The organism is Faecalispora anaeroviscerum (assembly GCF_947568225.1).
GTDB classification, from domain to species: domain Bacteria; phylum Bacillota; class Clostridia; order Oscillospirales; family Acutalibacteraceae; genus Faecalispora; species Faecalispora anaeroviscerum.
In genome coordinates this window covers 1229437-1245990 of sequence record NZ_CANOOQ010000001.1, presented here as the reverse complement: position 1 = coordinate 1245990, position 16554 = coordinate 1229437, and the positions used below count along the sequence as shown (strand labels likewise).

Genomic DNA, 16554 nt, shown 5'->3' with positions numbered 1-16554 from the left:
AAGATCACTTCGGAGCCGCTGGCTGAATGAAGTAGGCTGTGCCGGGATTCCCCCGTTATAGGGATAGCATATGGCGGTATGTAAAAGGGTGGTATAGCGAAGTTTGGCCTTCGTCCTGATTCGGGACGAGGGTTTTTTTGTTCGTTTGAGTGTATTATTGTAGGAGGTACAGACCATGTATCAAAAAGTATCCACAGATCTTCATTTTGTGGACCGTGAAAAAGAAGTAGAGCAGTATTGGCAGGAGAACCATATTTTTGAAAAAAGCGTGGAGACCCGCAGCAAGGGATTGCCTTACGTTTTTTACGACGGCCCGCCTACGGCGAACGGCAAGCCGCATATTGGCCACGTGCTGACACGTGTTATTAAAGATTTGCTGCCCCGCTACCAGACCATGAAGGGCAAGCAGGTGCCGCGCAAGGCCGGCTGGGATACTCACGGCCTGCCCGTGGAGCTGGAAGTGGAAAAAGCGCTGCACATCAACGGCAAGGATCAGATTGAAGCCTATGGCTTGGAGCCCTTCATTGATAAATGTAAGGAAAGCGTGTGGAAGTACCAGGAAATGTGGGAGGATTTCTCCCGCACGGTCGGCTTCTGGGTGGATATGGATCACCCCTATGTCACCTACGACAACAACTTCATCGAGTCTGAATGGTGGGCGTTAAAACAGATCTGGGAGAAGGAGCTTCTCTATAAGGGGTTTAAGATTGTTCCCTACTGCCCACGCTGCGGAACACCGCTTTCCAGCCATGAGGTGGCGCAGGGCTATAAAGATGTTAAGGAACGCTCCGCCATTGTGAAATTCAAGGTCAAGGGGGAGGACGCCTATATTCTGGCGTGGACGACCACTCCGTGGACTTTGCCCTCGAACGTGGGGTTGTGCGTAAACCCCGACGAGAAATATGTAAAGGTCAAAAAAGACGATACCGTTTATTATATGGCGGCGGAGCTGGTGAACACCGTTCTCGGCGAGGACGCGGAGATTCTGGAAAGCTTTGTCGGCACCGATCTGGAATACAAGGAATACGAGCCGCTGTTCCCCTTTGTGCAGCCGAAAGAAAAATGCTGGTTTGTCACCTGCGACCGCTACGTCACGCTGACAGACGGTACTGGGGTGGTTCATATCGCACCTGCCTTCGGTGAAGACGATGCCCGTGTGGGTCGTATTTACAGCCTGCCGTTCGTACAGCTGGTAGACGGCAAGGGCCAGATGACAAAAGAAACCACGTGGCCCGGTGTGTTCTGCAAGGATGCCGATCCGTTGATTCTGGACGACCTGAAAGCAAGGGGCTTGCTGTTTGCAGCGCCAAAGTTCGAGCACAGCTATCCGTTCTGCTGGCGCTGCGACACTCCGCTGATCTATTACGCAAGAGAATCCTGGTTCATCAAAATGACTGCGGTTCGCGAAAGCCTGATCCGCAATAATAATACCGTCAACTGGATTCCCCCGTCAATCGGCAAGGGCCGTTTTGGCGACTGGCTGGAAAACGTGCAGGATTGGGGCATCAGCCGCAACCGTTACTGGGGAACTCCGCTCAACATCTGGGAGTGCGAATGCGGCTGCCGCCATTCCATCGGCAGTATTGAGGAGCTTAAAAAGATGTCTCCGAACTGCCCGGACGACATTGAGCTGCACCGCCCCTATATTGACGCTGTTACCATCACGTGCCCCGACTGCGGGAAACAGATGCACCGCGTGCCGGAGGTGATTGACTGCTGGTTCGATTCCGGTTCCATGCCGTTTGCCCAGCATCACTATCCCTTTGAAAATCAGGAGCTGTTCCACCAGCAGTTCCCGGCAGACTTTATTTCTGAAGCGGTCGATCAGACCCGCGGCTGGTTCTACTCGCTGATGGCGATTTCTACGCTGCTGTTTGACAAGGCACCGTTCCGCAATGTCATTGTGCTGGGTCACGTTCAGGATGAAAACGGCCAGAAGATGTCCAAATCCAAGGGCAACGCGGTCGACCCGTTCGACGCGCTCGAAACGTACGGCGCGGATGCCATCCGCTGGTATTTTTACAGCAATTCCGCACCGTGGCTGCCAAACCGTTTTTACGGCAAAGCAGTCGTGGAGGGCCAGCGCAAGTTCCTCTCCACCCTGTGGAACACCTATGCGTTCTTTGTGCTGTATGCCAACATCGACGAATTTGACGCTACCCAGTATCGCCTTGAGCCGAGTAAGCTCACGCTGCTGGATAAATGGCTGTTCTCGCGCCTGAATTCGATGGTGCGGGATGTGGACACAAATTTGGAAAATTACCGCATTCCCGAGGCGGCCCGCGCGCTTCAGGATTTTGTGGACGATATGAGCAACTGGTACGTGCGCTGCAGCCGTGAGCGCTTCTGGGTGGAAGAAATGACCCAGGATAAGATCAGCGCGTATATGACCCTGTATACCGCTCTGGTAACAGTGGCCAAGGCCGCGGCCCCGATGATTCCGTTCATGACGGAGGAGATCTACCGCAACCTGGTGTGCAGCATCGACCCCAAAGCGCCGGAAAGCGTGCATCTGTGCCTTTTCCCGCAGTGCGATGAATCCATGATCGATACGAAGATGGAAGAGGACATGCAGCAGGCCATGCAGATCGTCACGCTGGGCCGCGCTGCCAGAAACGAGGTCGGCATGAAGATCCGCCAGCCTCTCGCGAACCTGTTCATCCATGCGGAGCGCGATTTGGGCGAGGATTACCGTGAGATCATCCGCGAAGAGCTGAACATTAAAACAGTTCATTTTGTATCGGATGCTTCCGACTTCTCCGATTACCGCTTCAAGCCGCAGCTCAAGCTTCTGGGTAAAAAATACGGCAAGCAGATCAACGAAGTCCGCGAGGCTCTGGCAGCTCTGAACGGCTCTGCCGCAAAAAAAGAGCTGGATCAGAACGGTGCGATCAAGCTTACGATTTCCACCGGAGAGATTTCTCTCACCGCAGAAGAACTCTTGATTGAAACCGCACAGAAGGAGGGCTTCGAGTCCATGTCCGATAAGGGCGTGACCATCGTACTCGATACCACCCTGACCCCCGAGCTGGTGGAAGAAGGCTTTGTGCGCGAGATCATCAGCAAACTGCAGTCCATGCGTAAGGACGCCGGCTTCGAGGTGACGGACCGCATCGCCGTGTACCAGAACGGCAGCGAGAAGATTGCCGACCTTCTGTGGAAAAACCGCGAACAAATCAGCCGCGAGGTGCTGGCGGACGAAATCCGCCTTGGCGAGACTGACGGCTACACCGCCGAATGGGATGTTAACGGGGAGAAGACCTCGTTCGGTGTCGTCAAGGTTTCCTAAACAGTGAAATAATCCAAAAAACAGACCCTAAGCCGGAAAATCCTTTCGGCTTAGGGTCTGTTTTCGTTGTGCTTATCGGTACGGTTGCTCGCAATTTTGCAGCAAAAACCTGGCGGCCGCGGCGTTTTCCTCCGCCACGAAAATCCGGTAGGTATCTCCGCTTTCTGAATCAAAGCGTACTCTGCCCAGAGCCGGATTTCTTCCGTTTATATTGTTCATAGATTCCCGAAAGGCACGGTTTTCGGTCTTGGTTTTAAACTCAATGCCGTGTTCTCTCAGTACGTTTTGGCCGCGAAAAAATTGCTCTGCGCTAGTGCTGAAAAAGACCTCGTGCCAGCGGGAAGAAAAAAGACCCATGTGAAAGCCTCCTGTCTTGCTGTTTGGTCAGTAAATTATTCCATTCCGTAAGAGCAGCAGTAGTCAGCGGGAACTTGCATCTCAATTCGAAATTTACTGTTGGCGGGAACCCGAAAGCTTTGTCCGGCCTCAATGGTCTGCCATTCCGTTTGACCCGGCAGGAGTACCCGAACGGTTCCCGCCAGAATTTCCATCAGCTCGCTGTCCCCCGTTCCGAATTCGTATTCCCCGGGCAGCATAATCCCGAGGGTTTTTCTTGTGCCGTCTTCAAACAGCACGGTACGGCTGGTTACCTTGCCGTCAAAATAAATGTTGGCTTTTTTCACTACGGTCACGTTCTGAAACTGCTCCATGCTTTGACCTCCAACGCATAGTAATGTGGTGTATTTTTTATATTAGCATGTGAAATTGTTTTTCGCAATCCGGAGTTTGGCTGAGCGCTTCATTCTGCCGGGTCATGCATGCCCGCTTAGCCCCAATTTATTTTTTTATGCCGAAAATTGATATAGGGCGAGGATTCCAGCGTGAAATTATAATATGTGATTCGTCATTATGTAACGAGAAAGGTTTTTCAAACAATGTGTTGTCAGCTAACAAGAACCGTGAAAGCACAATAAACGAGAAGTGCCGCCATGGCAATACGCACGAATTTTCCGTGAGTTATGATCGCCTTCTGAAAGGTAAAGCCAAACACGGTCCAGCATCCGGTTCCGATCAAAGCCGCAAGCGAAAGAAGAACACAGAAAAAAATCAGGATCAACTTTGATTGATAATAGGGTGTTATGAACATCGAAAAAGTGGAAAGACCATATAAAATGGTGTTTGGGTTGATAAATTGCAACAGGATTCCATAAACAAAAAGATGCTCTTTCTTTTTTGGGGAAGCTTCTTGCATCGGCTTGCTTTTTAGTGTTTTCCACGATAACCATAAGATATACCCTGCTCCCAGCCATTTCATTACCGGCACAATGGCCGGAGCAATCTCTAAGAGAGTTAGGCTGAAAATGCTGCACAGAAGCAGAACGAAGAATACTCCTACGGTTATCCCAATATTAAACGGAAGGCTTTTCTTCAATCCGTATTGACTTGCGTTTGTCATTGAGAGAATTGTATTCGCCCCCGGCGATAGATTTAAAACAATGATGTACGATAAAAACGCGGTGACATTACTCATCTTATCTGCTTCCTCCCTCCGAAGATATATGGTATACTGCACATAAAGTATAGGATGTTAATTCGTGCAATATAATAATACATCACGTGCAGTATAGTGTCAAGCGGTAAAGGAGGACTGCCCTTTGGATCATTTAAACGCTGTCATCGCTGAGAACTTAAGAAAAGTTCGTGAGCAGAAAAAATTAAGCCTCGATCATCTTGCGAAGCTATCTGGTGTGAGCAAAAGCATGCTGGGGCAAATTGAGCGTTGTGAGGTGAACCCGACCGTATCTACTTTGTGGAAAATATCAAACGGACTGAAAATTTCGTTTTCCCAGTTCATTCATTATCAGGAAGCGGATGTTGAACAGATTGATCGCAATCAATTTACCCCACTGATGGAAGATGATGGGAAGGTGAGAATCTACCCTATCTTTCCATTTCATAGCGCACGGCGTTTTGAAATCTATTCTGTTGAGTTAGATGTGGCCGGGTATTTGTCAACCGAACCCCATTTACAAGGAACACAAGAATTTTTAACCGTATCCCATGGTGAACTGACGGTCGAAATACAGGAAAAAACGTTTTTTGTCACTGAGGCGAATTCCATTCGCTTTCACGCGGATCAGCCGCATAGCTATCGAAATACAGGAAATACGCGATGCACTCTTCACATGGTTATTTATTATCCCGAATAAAGGTTGAAAACACTCATGTGGATTCTTATAGTCATTTTCGCCCCCTGGTGTTCTTGATAGAAAGCTTATATTTTTTCCGCATATTGAGAAATTGGTTGAAGAAGAATAGAATAAAGCTAATTCTAAGAGTTCTGTTTCCATTTTTACGGAGGAGGAAATCAGGTTGTTCAGTCAATTTACAGTCAGTTCCGGTAAAAATCACATCAGTATCAAAGATTTTCGCCCCGACGACACGGCGGGTCTTATCAAAGAAGACATTGCGGACAAATACGATAAGCTCCATAAAGAGTTTGAAGAACTGCAAGAAAAGTTCTACGCTTCTAAAAATCACGCTCTTTTAATCGTGCTTCAGGGGATGGACTGCAGCGGGAAGGACGGAACCGTGCGTAAGGCGCTTTCCGGCATTAATCCCAACGGCTTCTATGTGGAAAACTTTAAGGTGCCGACACCGTTAGAGCTGAATCACGATTACCTGTGGCGCGTACACCAGAAAACGCCGAAGCGGGGCGATATTGTCGTATTTAATCGTTCCTATTATGAGGATGTACTCGTGACCCGTGTGCACAGGACAATTGACGATGAAACCGCGCAGCGCAGATTTGACGAGATCCGTGAATTTGAAAAATATCTGGTGAACAACGATACGATTCTGCTCAAGTTCTTCTTGCATATTTCGAAGGATTTTCAGCAGAAAAAGCTGGAGGAGCGGCTCGAAACCCCCGAAAAGAACTGGAAGTTCTCCGCCGCCGACCTGAAAGAGAGGCGTTTTTGGGACGAATACCAGCACTGTTATTCCGATGTGCTTTCGCATTGCAGTACAAAAGAAGCACCATGGTATGTCGTCCCAGCCAATCACCGCTGGTTCCGGGATTATTATGTCCTCAGTGTGATTGTGAAAACATTGAAGGAGCTGCCGTTGGAATACCCTGCGATTGATGGCAATGTGCAGGAGCTGATCAAGGAAGTAAAAAACAATAAGTAGTTCTCAGGCCATCGAAGCACCGTGCGATGGCGGCCTTGCGAAAAATTTTACCTTCCGTGCTGGCGGTGTGCTGCAATTTTGGTCATATCCAGTAAGCAGACTCCTTCTTTTGCCGCCCGAAAGCTTTAGTAAACTATGTCGGAAAGAGTGGACAAGGCACCCTATCAGGTGCCTTGTCCGTTTTTGTACACAATTGTTTTTGTGGAGCAAAACAGGCCTTACGCCCGTTGGGTATATGATCGTAGTATTTTTGTCAAATGATTGAATATTTTGGCGCAAAATGGTACAATTATTTTTCATGAGGCAGGTGAACGGGTTGAAGCTCAAAAAATGGCTGGTTTCCCCTTTGGACAAGGAACGTGCGGTGCAGATTGCGGAAGAATACGGCCTTCCGTTTTTTCTTGCAATGATGCTTGAGATTCGGGGCGCACATCAGCGTAATCAGATAGAAGAACTCCTGGGAGAAAGATCGGAACTATCCGACCCGTTTTTAACAACGGATATGCGGCAGGCGGCGGAACGGATTCGCCGCGCGTTGGATGATTTTGAAAAAATTGCGATTTATGGCGACTATGACGCAGACGGCGTGACCGCCACGGCTATTTTGTACTCCTATCTAGAATCCTGCGGCGGCAATGTAATGTATTATATTCCGGAGCGTGAGGGAGAAGGCTACGGCTTGAACCGGAACGCGGTGGAATTCCTGCACAGCCGGCAGGTGAACCTGATTATTACGGTAGATAACGGCATCGCCTCGGTGAAAGAGGCCGAATATGTCAAAGAGCTGGGCATGGATCTGATTATCACCGATCATCACCGCACACAGGAGGTCCTTCCGGACGCAGTGGCGGTGGTCGACCCCCACCGGCCGGACGATGCATCCCCTTATAAGCAGTTTGCGGGGGTGGGCGTCGCTTTCAAGCTGATCATGGCGCTCGAGGGCGAGGACTGTGATCTGGCCGGGCTGCTGGAAAACTATGCCGACCTTGTCGCGATTGGCACCATCGGCGACGTGGTGCCGCTCACCGGGGAAAACCGGATGCTGGTGAATGAGGGGCTGCGCTTGCTTTCCCGCACAGACCGTCTCGGCATCCGCGAGCTGCTCGAGCACGCCGGTATGACCGGGCGGCAGCTGACCGCCGGGAACGTAGCCTTTTCCATTGTGCCGCGCATCAACGCGACTGGCCGCATCGGCTCACCGGGCCGGGCAGTGCGCCTCTTGGTGAGTGAGGACCCCGACGAGGCGCGAGAGCTGGCGGAGGAAATCTGTGACGACAACGACTGCCGGCGGCAGATTGAGTCGGAGCTGTTTCAAAGTGCTTTACAGAATCTGAAGGAACACCCAGAGTGGCTGTACGACCGCGTTCTGGTCGTCGCCGGGCACGAGTGGCACCACGGCGTGATCGGCATTGTGGCAGCGCGGCTGGTCGATTATTTCGGCAAGCCCTGCATGGTCATCTCGTATTCGGGCGGGGAGGCCAAGGGCTCCGGGCGCAGCGTTGAGGGCTTTTCGCTGTTCGACGCGCTCTGCTCCTGCTCTGAGCTGTTTACGAAATTTGGCGGGCACCCTATGGCGGCGGGCATCAGCCTGCCCACGGAGCAGATTGAAGCGTTCCGGCAGGCGGTTAACCGCTACGCCGCCGGTGTGCCGGCTGCGGTTCCCACCCTGCGGCTCGATTGCAAGCTGCGCCCCGCAACACTTACCCCGGAGCTGCCGGGCCTTTTGCAGGCACTGGAGCCGTTTGGCGCGGATAATCCCGCACCGCTGTTTGGGCTGTACCGCATGCGGCTTGAAAAAATCACTCCGGTAGGGGAGGGAAAGCACCTGCGGCTGTCGTTCTCGCGCGACGGAGCAACGACGGTCTGCATGCTGTTCCATACCACCGCGCAGGATTTTCCCTATGAGCTTGGGGATGAACTGGATCTTGCCGTAACGCTGGACGCAAAGAAATTTCGGGGCGAAATGCAGCTTTCTGTGTTTATACGGGAGATGAAGCTGTCGGCACTGGATACAGACGCGTTAATTCGGGGCAAGCTAACATTTGAAAAATATAAGCGGGGAGACGATCTCACCCTCCCGGAGGCAGAGGAACTGCTGCCGGATTACACGGATTTTGCGCGGCTGTACCGTTTTCTGCGGGAGCAGGGCGGCTGGCTGCGCGGGGCGGAGCTTCTGCTTTATCGGCTGGGCGGCGGGAAGACGGGCTATGCCCGGCTTCTAACCGCGCTGGAGGTGTTCGCGGAGCGCGGTTTGCTGCTGCTCGAGCAGGACGGCGGACAGCTGAATATTCATCTGTGCGAAACAGACGGGAAGGTCAATTTGTTTGAGTCCCCAATACTATGTGATATTAACCAAATCAAAGAAGATGGTGTTGCACATGACTGATACAACTTCAAAAACCTATGATGATCTTCTGCAGGCGATGGAAGCCAGCGGTCACGATTTTGATCTGGAGCTGATTGGGCGGGCGTACCGGCTTGCGGAAAGCTCCCACACGGGGCAAAAGCGCCTTTCTGGCCAGCCATATATCATTCACCCTGTTTCGGTCGCGTGCATCCTTGTGGAGCTTGGCATGGATTCAGAGTCCGTGGCGGCCGGCCTTCTGCACGATGTGGTGGAAGATACCTCCGTGGAGCTGGATCAGATTCGAAAGCAGTTCGGGCCGGACATTGCCAGTCTGATCGACGGCGTTACCAAGTTGGGCCGGATTCCGTATTCCTCGCGAGAGGAGCAGCAGGCGGAAAACATTCGCAAAATGCTGATCGCCATGTCCGAGGATATCCGTGTCATTATCATTAAGCTGGCGGACCGCCTGCATAATATGCGCACGTTGGAGTATATGACCCCTCAGAAGCAGCGCGACAAGGCGCTCGAGAACATGGAGGTTTACGCCCCCATCGCGCATCGCCTCGGTATCCGCGCCATCAAAGAGGAGCTTGAGGATCTTTCCCTGCGCTACCTCGATCCAATTGCTTATCAGGAGATTGAAAATACACTCGAGCTGCGCAAAAATGATCGGAACCATTTTATTGAATCTACCAAAACACTCATATACGACCGGGTTTCCCGCATGATTCCCAATGTGTACCTGCAAGGGCGCGTCAAGAGCATCCACGGCATTTACCGCAAGGTATTTGTGCAGGGCCGCAGTATGGATGAAATTTACGATATTTACGCGGTGCGCGTGATTGTGGATACCGTCAACGACTGTTATAACGTGCTGGGGATTATTCACGACATGTTCCGTCCGCTCCCAAACCGCTTTAAAGATTATATTTCCACGCCGAAGCCCAACCTGTATCAGTCACTCCATACCACGGTAATCGGTAAGGAGGGAATCCCCTTTGAAGTGCAGATCCGCACCTGGGAAATGCACCACACGGCGGAATACGGTATTGCGGCGCACTGGAAATATAAGCTCGGCATTTCCGGCAAGGGCGATTCTCTTGAAAACCGCCTGGCCTGGATTCGTCAGATGCTTGAAAATCAGAAGGACAGCGACGCGACCGATATCGTAAGAAACATCAAATCCGACCTTGTGCCGGAGGAGGTGTTCGTCTTTACGCCGAAGGGCGAGGTGATTAACCTGCCCATGGGCGCTACCGTGATTGATTTTGCCTACGCCATTCACAGCGCGGTGGGCAACCGCATGATCGGTGCCAAGGTGGACCGGCGCATTGTGCCCATCGATTACAAGGTGAAAAACGGCGAGATTATCGAGGTTCTCACCACGAAGGAAACAAACCACGGCCCCAGCCGTGACTGGCTCAAGATTGTGAAAACGAGTGAGGCACGCAACAAGATCCGCCAATGGTTTAAGCGGGAGCGCCGTGATGAAAATATTGTGGAGGGCCGTGCCGAGGTAGAGCGCGAGCTAAAGCGCAATGGAATCGCCCTGACCGACGAGGAGCTGAAAAACTTCCTGCTCGGCATCGGGCGCAAGGTCAGCTGCAGCACGATGGACGACGTGTACGCGGCAGTCGGCTACGGTGGAATCCAGCTCTGGAAGAGTATGCCCCGCCTGCGCGAGGAATACCTGAAAACAAGGAAGCCGGTACAGATAACGGAACGCAAGCAGCCCCAAAGCCCCATCAAGCGGGCGGCGGGCGGCGTTCTCATCGACGGCATGGAAAACTGTCTGATTAAATTTTCGCGCTGCTGCAACCCGCTGCCGGGCGATGAAATTATCGGCTTTATTACCCGCGGCTTCGGTGTGTCCGTTCATAAGCGGTCCTGCCCGAATGTGCCGAGAAATATTGCGGAATCCCCCGAGCCGGAACGCTGGGTTGCCGCGCATTGGGAGGGCGGCGAGGTCAAGGAGGAGTTCAAATCCACCCTTGAAATCGTGGCGGAGGCTCGCTCGGGCCTCCTGGCTGACCTGACCCAGCAGATGTTCACCCTGCGCCTGTTTATTCACTCGCTGAACTCGCGCGAAACAAAGGATGGCAAGACCATCATTTCCGCCACCATCACCGTCAACGGCCTCGACCATTTGGCCGGCGTGATCTCGAAGCTGAGCGGAATTGAAGGAATTATTTCGGTTCGTCGTTCTTGACGGCTTACGAAAAGGAGACTCGGCTGATGAAAATTCAAGGAATAACAGGCGGTTTGCTCGAAGAAAACTGCTACCTTTTGACCGACGACGAAACCGGCCTTTCCGCCGTGATCGATCCCGGTTTTACTTCTGCACGGCTGGATGAGGTGATCCGTGCTCTGCCCGCGGAAAAAGTGGCACTCTGCCTATTGACCCACGGCCATTTCGACCATATCGACGGCGTGCCGCGTATTAAGGAGCTGACGGGGTGCGAGGTGTGCATCTCCCGTCCCGACGCGCCCTGCACCAATGACCCGAACATCAGCCAAGGCAGTATGCTGCCCTCGATCAAGCATGAAAACTTTGACCCGGACCGCATTTTTGACGACGGAGATATCATTGAGCTGGGCAGCCTGAACATCAAGGTGCTGTTTACGCCGGGGCATACCGTCGGCAGCTGCTGCTTCCTCGTGGAGGATGTGATCTTCAGCGGAGACACGCTGTTCAGCGGCTCTATGGGCAGAACCGATCTACCTACCGGCAGCAGTCGAGACATGAAGGAATCGCTGCAAAAGCTGGCCGCTCTGGAGGGTGACTACCATGTGTACCCCGGCCACGGCCCCTCCACTACCTTAGAAAGAGAAAGACGGTATAATCCGTTTCTGAATGAAGGGGAATTTTATTGATGGTTCTGCTGGTCGACGGACATCCGTACCATTATGAGATGGAAAATTTGTGCCGGGTGTTCCTGCCTTATGAAGAAATAAAAACGATATTTGAAGCCCCTGAAGAGCTGCCCGAAATGCAGACCACCGTTTATACGGGACTGCGGCAAGCAGGGGGAGAAGTGCAAATCTCCGTGCGCCTGCACATGGGAGGCAGGGTGCTGGAAGACAGCCGGTCGTTCCCGGAGTCGGTGCTGCAGCAGGAAAAGGAAGCGGAGCGCCTGATGGCGGTGATGCTGTTTGAGCTTTTCGCTGAGCGCTGCGGGATTCGCCCGCAGTGGGGCATTCTGACGGGAGTGCGCCCAATCAAGCTCCTGCGCCGCCTGTGCGGGCAGATGGGCCGGGAGCATGCCATCGGGCATTTTGAGTCCGGCTTTCTTGTCACACCCGAAAAAACACGGCTGAGTGCAGTGACGATGGACAACGAGCAGAAAATTCTGTCCCAATCCCGTCCTGAATCGTACAGCCTATACATTTCCATCCCGTTTTGCCCCACGCGGTGTGCCTACTGCTCGTTTGTATCACAGTCGGTGGATAAGGCGATCCGCTTAATGCCGGAATATGTTACTCTGCTGTGCAAGGAACTGGAGCATACGGCAAAGGTGGCCGACGAACTTCATCTGCGGCTCGAATCCGTCTATATCGGGGGCGGAACACCCACAACCCTTTCGCCGGAGCAGCTGCGAATACTGCTCTCCACACTCTGCACCCATTTCCCGGTTTCGTCCTGCCGCGAATTTACGGTGGAAGCCGGTCGACCCGACACGGTAACCCCTGAGCGTATGCAGGTGCTGAAAGAATTTGGGGTGACCCGCATCAGCATCAATCCCCAGACGATGAATGACGAGATTCTCGAGCGGATCGGCCGCCGGCACACCACCGCGCAGACGGTTTCGGCGTTTGAGCTGGCCCGCGAGATGGGCTTTGACAATATCAATATGGATTTAATCGTCGGTTTGCCCGGCGATACGGTGGAAGGCTACCGCAGTACGCTGGAGCAGGTCCTCCGGCTCAATCCGGAGAGCATCACCGTGCACACCCTGGCGCTCAAGCGCTCCTCACGGCTGAACCAGTCGGAGCGCGACGGCTTTGACCCCGATGCCGCCGCAGCCGCGCAGATGCTCGATGATACCGCAAAAAGCCTTTTTCCCTTGGGCTACGAGCCATATTACCTGTACCGGCAGAGCCGCATGGTCGGCAATCTTGAAAATACCGGCTGGGCCAAGCCCGGCTGTTACAGCGATTATAATGTGTATATCATGGATGAGACCCATACAATTCTGGCTTGCGGCGCGGGTGCCGTCAGCAAGGTCAAGGACCCGTATTCCGATACCCTGCGTCGCATTTTCAACTTTAAATTCCCGTATGAATATGTCAGCAGACATGAGGAAATGATTGCAAGAAAGGAGCAGGTGAAAGAACTGTATGAACTATTTCGCAAATAGCTACGTCAAATATGTCGATCACCTTGAGCAGATCAACGGAGCGGCCAAAACCGACCCGGTTGGTATGATCGAGCAAATTGAATCCGCTTATCGCCGCTACCTGGGCTCCATTGTCAATACCATTACGGAAAATCCGGAGCGAAATAAGATCATTCTGATGGCTGGGCCTTCCAGCAGCGGTAAAACCACCACCATGGAGGTCATGAAGGAAATGCTGCAAAGCCGCGGAATTTGCTGCGCAACGATCTCTCTCGACGACTTTTACCGGGGAGAAAGCCAGGCACCTCTCCTTGAAAATGGCGATCATGACTATGAATCGGTAGATGCGCTGAATGTTCCCGTGTTGGAAAGCTGTATGATGAATTTGATTGAAACCGGCCGCTGTGACGTGCCGGTGTTCGATTTTTCCATTCATCAGCCGACGGGCCTCACAAAGCCGGTGGATCTGCCTGAAAACGGCGTGGCCATTTTTGAGGGAATTCATGCGCTCAATCCCCGCATCAGTGCGCATTTGCCCCAGAATCATCTTCTCAAGCTGTATATCAGTGTCAAGCAGGACATCAAGGACAGCGCGGGCGTGGTTTTGTCGCACAACGATCTGCGGTTTATCCGCCGCGTGGTGCGCGATTACAGCTTTCGCGGGGCTGGCCCCGAGCGGACGCTCTCTATGTGGCAGAACGTGCTCGACGGCGAGAATAACTATATTCGCCCTTACAAGAGCGTAAGCAACATCACAATCAATTCCATTCACATGTATGAGCCGTGCGTGCTGCGCCGCAAGGCGATTACTCTGCTCCGCGAGATTTCGCCTGATCATCCCCGCTACCATTACACCAGTCACCTCGTAACGCAGCTTGAACGCTTTGTGCCGATGGATGAAAGCCTTGTGCCTGAAAATTCTATTTTGCGTGAGTTTATCGGCGGGAGCATTTATACTTGACCTGTCAAATATAGAATTTTTTCTACCGAAGGCGGGGAAGAATTCCCGGGTTTATTGTTTATTGCAGATTTTTATGAACAAGCGGCAGAATAATTTATAATTTGTTTACAGGACAGATTCTTGCATTGTTAGCGAAATAGGTGGTATAATTGAGGTAATCAATAATCGAAGGAGCGTGTCTACGATGGGCCTTTTTGAAGATGTTGTCATCAATGCAAAATCGGCGGCGAATGCCGTCGGAAAAAAAGCCAATCAGCTTGTGGATGTATCCAAACTGAAAATCAGTGCGGCCGAGCTGAGTAATGAAATCAACAAAAAGTATGAGGCATTGGGCAAAGCGGTTTACGACGCCAAAAAAGCAGACAGCGATCCTGCGGATTTGGTAGCGGAAGCAATTGTTGCCGTCGACGAGCTTCAGGATCAGCTGAAGGCGCTTGAGGAGCAGATCCAAGAGGCTTCTGCCCAGCTGTAATCCCTTTTACAAGAAAACAGGTGAATGAAGAGCCCGGATTCCGTTTTCAGAATCCGGGCTCTTTCTGTATCAATAGGATTTTCGCATAACCGTTCCCCGGGGCTAATATAAATTCCACAGAGAGGGCAAACGCCTGAACGGGATTTTTGGGGAATGGATGTGCTACTATGGGGAAAGCTTCCCGCAGGAAGAGTCAGAGCTTTTTACACGGTGCTTTGATTCTGACAGCAAGCATTTTAATCGTAAAATTGATCGGTGCCCTGTTCAAGGTGCCGCTGACCTGGGTCATCACGGAGGATGGCTTGGGTTATTTCAATACGGCCTATAATTTTTACGGGCCAATTTACAGCCTGGCCACAGCTGGGTTCCCGATTGCGATTTCGCGCCTGGTTTCCGAAAGCTGCACACGCGGCGCCTACCGGGATATTCGGCGCATTCACCGCGCGTCTGCACCCATCTTTATCGGCACCGGAACGGTCGGCTTTGTGCTGATGGCCCTTGGCGCGGCAGCCTATGCAAAAATCATCGGCAACGAAAACGCGCTGCCCGCACTGTACACGCTGGCTCCGGCGATCCTTTTCAGCTGTTTAACCGCTATTTATCGGGGATACTATGAAGGTCTGCGGAATATGTACCCCACGGCGATTTCCGAGATTATCGAGGCATTGTGCAAGCTCACGGTTGGCCTCTCCGCTGCCTGCCTGATCCTGCAACATGGAATGAAGGAGTACGAGGCGTTTGGCACCGTATTCGGTGCAGCCGCCGCATCGCGCGATTATGCGAGAAGCGCGGTGCTGCCTTACGCTGCCGCCGGCGCGATTCTCGGCGTAACAGTTGGCTCGCTGATGAGCTTTCTATTCCTGTTCTGCCGTCACCGGTTGATCGGCGACGGCATTACGGAAGAAAATCTGAAAAATTCCCCGCCGCCGCGCAGTATGCGCAAAACGGTGTCCCGTCTGGTGAGAACGGCGATTCCCATCGGTATTGGGGCGATGGCGGTCAATGTGGCCGCCATGGTAGATACCACGTTTTTGCAGACCCGAATTCACAAGGTGATGGAACAGGACCCGCAGGTATTGCTTTCCATGTATCAGGGAATGATACCACAGATTAACATTGAAACAGATACCGTCCCCAATTTTTTGTTCGGATGCTTTTCCATGGCGCTGACGCTGTTTATGCTGGTGCCGGCGATTACCCAGGCGTTCGGCATCAGCGCTCTGCCCAACGTGACCGCCGCGTTTACACGCGGGGAGAGAGTGTACCTGAAAAAGAGCATGGAAGCAGTTCTGCGAGTCACAGCGCTGTTCAGCATCCCTGCGGGCATGGGCCTTGCAGTGATGGCAGGGCCGGTGGCGCGCCTGGTGTTTGGCGCACGCCCCTCTCTGCCTATCACCTCTCATGTTCTGGTCATTATGGGGGTCGGCGCGATTTTCGCGTCGTTCAGCACGCCGGTCAACAGTATGCTGCAGGCAGTCGGCCGGGTCGATCTGCCCGTAAAGCTCCTGGCGGTGGGGCTGACGATCAAGGTGACGCTCAATTATTTTCTGGTGGGAATCCCGCAGATCAACGTACTGGGCGCGGGCGCGGGCACGCTGGCTTGCTACCTTTTTCTCACTGTGGCCGCCCTTTTTTGCCTGTGCCGTGAAACCGGAATCCTGCCGGATTTTCTCTCGATTTTCGGCAAGCCGCTCATTGCTTCCATTCTGTGCTGCACTGCCGCCTGGTCTGTTTACGGGCTGCTTTCCCATGTGCTTTCAGAGAATCTTGCCACGGTGGGCGCAGTAGGTGCGGCTGTGCTGGTTTATTCGCTTTCTCTGCTCTGTTTGCGGGCAATTTGCCGCGATGACATTTTGATGCTCCCCAACGGCCAAAAAATTGCAAAAATACTTGAAAAACATGGATGGATAAGGTAATATAGTACTAGTTTTCGCCGGCTATATTCCAGGAAAGGAC

Annotated in this window: 13 protein-coding genes; 10 read left to right on the top strand and 3 right to left on the bottom strand. The window is 52.5% G+C overall.

The genetic code is table 11. The annotated features are described in order from the left end of the window. Positions 1–175: 175 nt before the first annotated feature. Positions 176–3289, top strand: a complete 3114-nt coding sequence (gene ileS / locus QOS46_RS06140) for an isoleucine--tRNA ligase (protein ID WP_283608153.1) — start codon at positions 176–178, stop codon at positions 3287–3289. 72 nt (positions 3290–3361) lie between these two features. Here the strand turns inward: ileS and QOS46_RS06135 are convergent, their stop codons facing one another. The 3 genes from QOS46_RS06135 to QOS46_RS06125 all read right to left on the bottom strand — a co-directional run bounded on the left by QOS46_RS06135 (position 3362) and on the right by QOS46_RS06125 (position 4820). Next, on the bottom strand, positions 3362–3646 hold the full coding sequence (locus tag QOS46_RS06135; RefSeq protein WP_283608152.1) for a putative signal transducing protein: 285 nt from the start codon (positions 3644–3646) through the stop codon (positions 3362–3364). Positions 3647–3681: 35 nt separating this feature from the next. Continuing rightward, positions 3682–3999 carry a pyrimidine/purine nucleoside phosphorylase gene (gene ppnP / locus QOS46_RS06130; RefSeq protein ID WP_283608151.1) on the bottom strand — a complete coding sequence of 106 codons (318 nt, stop codon included), beginning with the start codon at positions 3997–3999 and terminating at the stop codon, positions 3682–3684. 233 nt (positions 4000–4232) lie between these two features. Continuing rightward, complete coding sequence (locus QOS46_RS06125; protein ID WP_283608148.1) at positions 4233–4820, bottom strand: LysE family transporter; 588 nt, start codon at positions 4818–4820, stop codon at positions 4233–4235. A gap of 124 nt (positions 4821–4944) precedes the next feature. Between QOS46_RS06125 and QOS46_RS06120 the strand changes: the two genes are divergently transcribed. The 9 genes from QOS46_RS06120 (at position 4945) to QOS46_RS06080 (ending at position 16514) form a co-directional block, all read left to right on the top strand. Next, a complete protein-coding gene (locus tag QOS46_RS06120; RefSeq protein ID WP_283608146.1) occupies positions 4945–5499 on the top strand; it encodes a helix-turn-helix domain-containing protein in 555 nt (184 codons plus the stop codon). Between the two features lie 163 nt (positions 5500–5662). Further along, positions 5663–6481 carry a PPK2 family polyphosphate kinase gene (locus tag QOS46_RS06115; protein WP_283608144.1) on the top strand — a complete coding sequence of 273 codons (819 nt, stop codon included), beginning with the start codon at positions 5663–5665 and terminating at the stop codon, positions 6479–6481. A gap of 307 nt (positions 6482–6788) precedes the next feature. Further along, on the top strand, positions 6789–8867 hold the full coding sequence (gene recJ / locus QOS46_RS06110) for a single-stranded-DNA-specific exonuclease RecJ (protein ID WP_408611444.1): 2079 nt from the start codon (positions 6789–6791) through the stop codon (positions 8865–8867). Then, positions 8860–11037: a RelA/SpoT family protein gene (locus QOS46_RS06105; RefSeq protein WP_283608141.1), complete on the top strand. Its 2178-nt coding sequence runs from the start codon at positions 8860–8862 to the stop codon at positions 11035–11037. The genes recJ and QOS46_RS06105 overlap by 8 nt, the downstream gene beginning before the upstream one ends. 26 nt (positions 11038–11063) lie before the next feature. Continuing rightward, on the top strand, positions 11064–11702 hold the full coding sequence (locus QOS46_RS06100; protein WP_283608140.1) for an MBL fold metallo-hydrolase: 639 nt from the start codon (positions 11064–11066) through the stop codon (positions 11700–11702). After that, complete coding sequence (gene hemZ / locus QOS46_RS06095; RefSeq protein ID WP_283608138.1) at positions 11702–13186, top strand: coproporphyrinogen dehydrogenase HemZ; 1485 nt, start codon at positions 11702–11704, stop codon at positions 13184–13186. The genes QOS46_RS06100 and hemZ overlap by 1 nt, the downstream gene beginning before the upstream one ends. After that, positions 13167–14126: a uridine kinase family protein gene (locus tag QOS46_RS06090; RefSeq protein ID WP_283608136.1), complete on the top strand. Its 960-nt coding sequence runs from the start codon at positions 13167–13169 to the stop codon at positions 14124–14126. Before hemZ ends, QOS46_RS06090 begins: the two co-directional genes overlap by 20 nt. 184 nt (positions 14127–14310) lie before the next feature. After that, on the top strand, positions 14311–14598 hold the full coding sequence (locus tag QOS46_RS06085; RefSeq protein ID WP_283608133.1) for a hypothetical protein: 288 nt from the start codon (positions 14311–14313) through the stop codon (positions 14596–14598). Between the two features lie 167 nt (positions 14599–14765). Further along, positions 14766–16514, top strand: coding sequence for a putative polysaccharide biosynthesis protein (locus QOS46_RS06080; RefSeq protein WP_283608131.1), 1749 nt, complete (start codon positions 14766–14768; stop codon positions 16512–16514). Positions 16515–16554: the final 40 nt, after the last annotated feature.

Coding starts and splice junctions, on each gene's coding strand:
- ileS (WP_283608153.1), top strand. CDS start 176: ATGTATCAAAAAGTATCCACAGATCTTCATTTTGTGGACCGTGAAAAA.
- QOS46_RS06135 (WP_283608152.1), bottom strand. CDS start 3,646: ATGGGTCTTTTTTCTTCCCGCTGGCACGAGGTCTTTTTCAGCACTAGC.
- ppnP (WP_283608151.1), bottom strand. CDS start 3,999: ATGGAGCAGTTTCAGAACGTGACCGTAGTGAAAAAAGCCAACATTTAT.
- QOS46_RS06125 (WP_283608148.1), bottom strand. CDS start 4,820: ATGAGTAATGTCACCGCGTTTTTATCGTACATCATTGTTTTAAATCTA.
- QOS46_RS06105 (WP_283608141.1), top strand. CDS start 8,860: ATGACTGATACAACTTCAAAAACCTATGATGATCTTCTGCAGGCGATG.
- QOS46_RS06100 (WP_283608140.1), top strand. CDS start 11,064: ATGAAAATTCAAGGAATAACAGGCGGTTTGCTCGAAGAAAACTGCTAC.
- hemZ (WP_283608138.1), top strand. CDS start 11,702: ATGGTTCTGCTGGTCGACGGACATCCGTACCATTATGAGATGGAAAAT.
- QOS46_RS06090 (WP_283608136.1), top strand. CDS start 13,167: ATGAACTATTTCGCAAATAGCTACGTCAAATATGTCGATCACCTTGAG.
- QOS46_RS06085 (WP_283608133.1), top strand. CDS start 14,311: ATGGGCCTTTTTGAAGATGTTGTCATCAATGCAAAATCGGCGGCGAAT.
- QOS46_RS06080 (WP_283608131.1), top strand. CDS start 14,766: ATGGGGAAAGCTTCCCGCAGGAAGAGTCAGAGCTTTTTACACGGTGCT.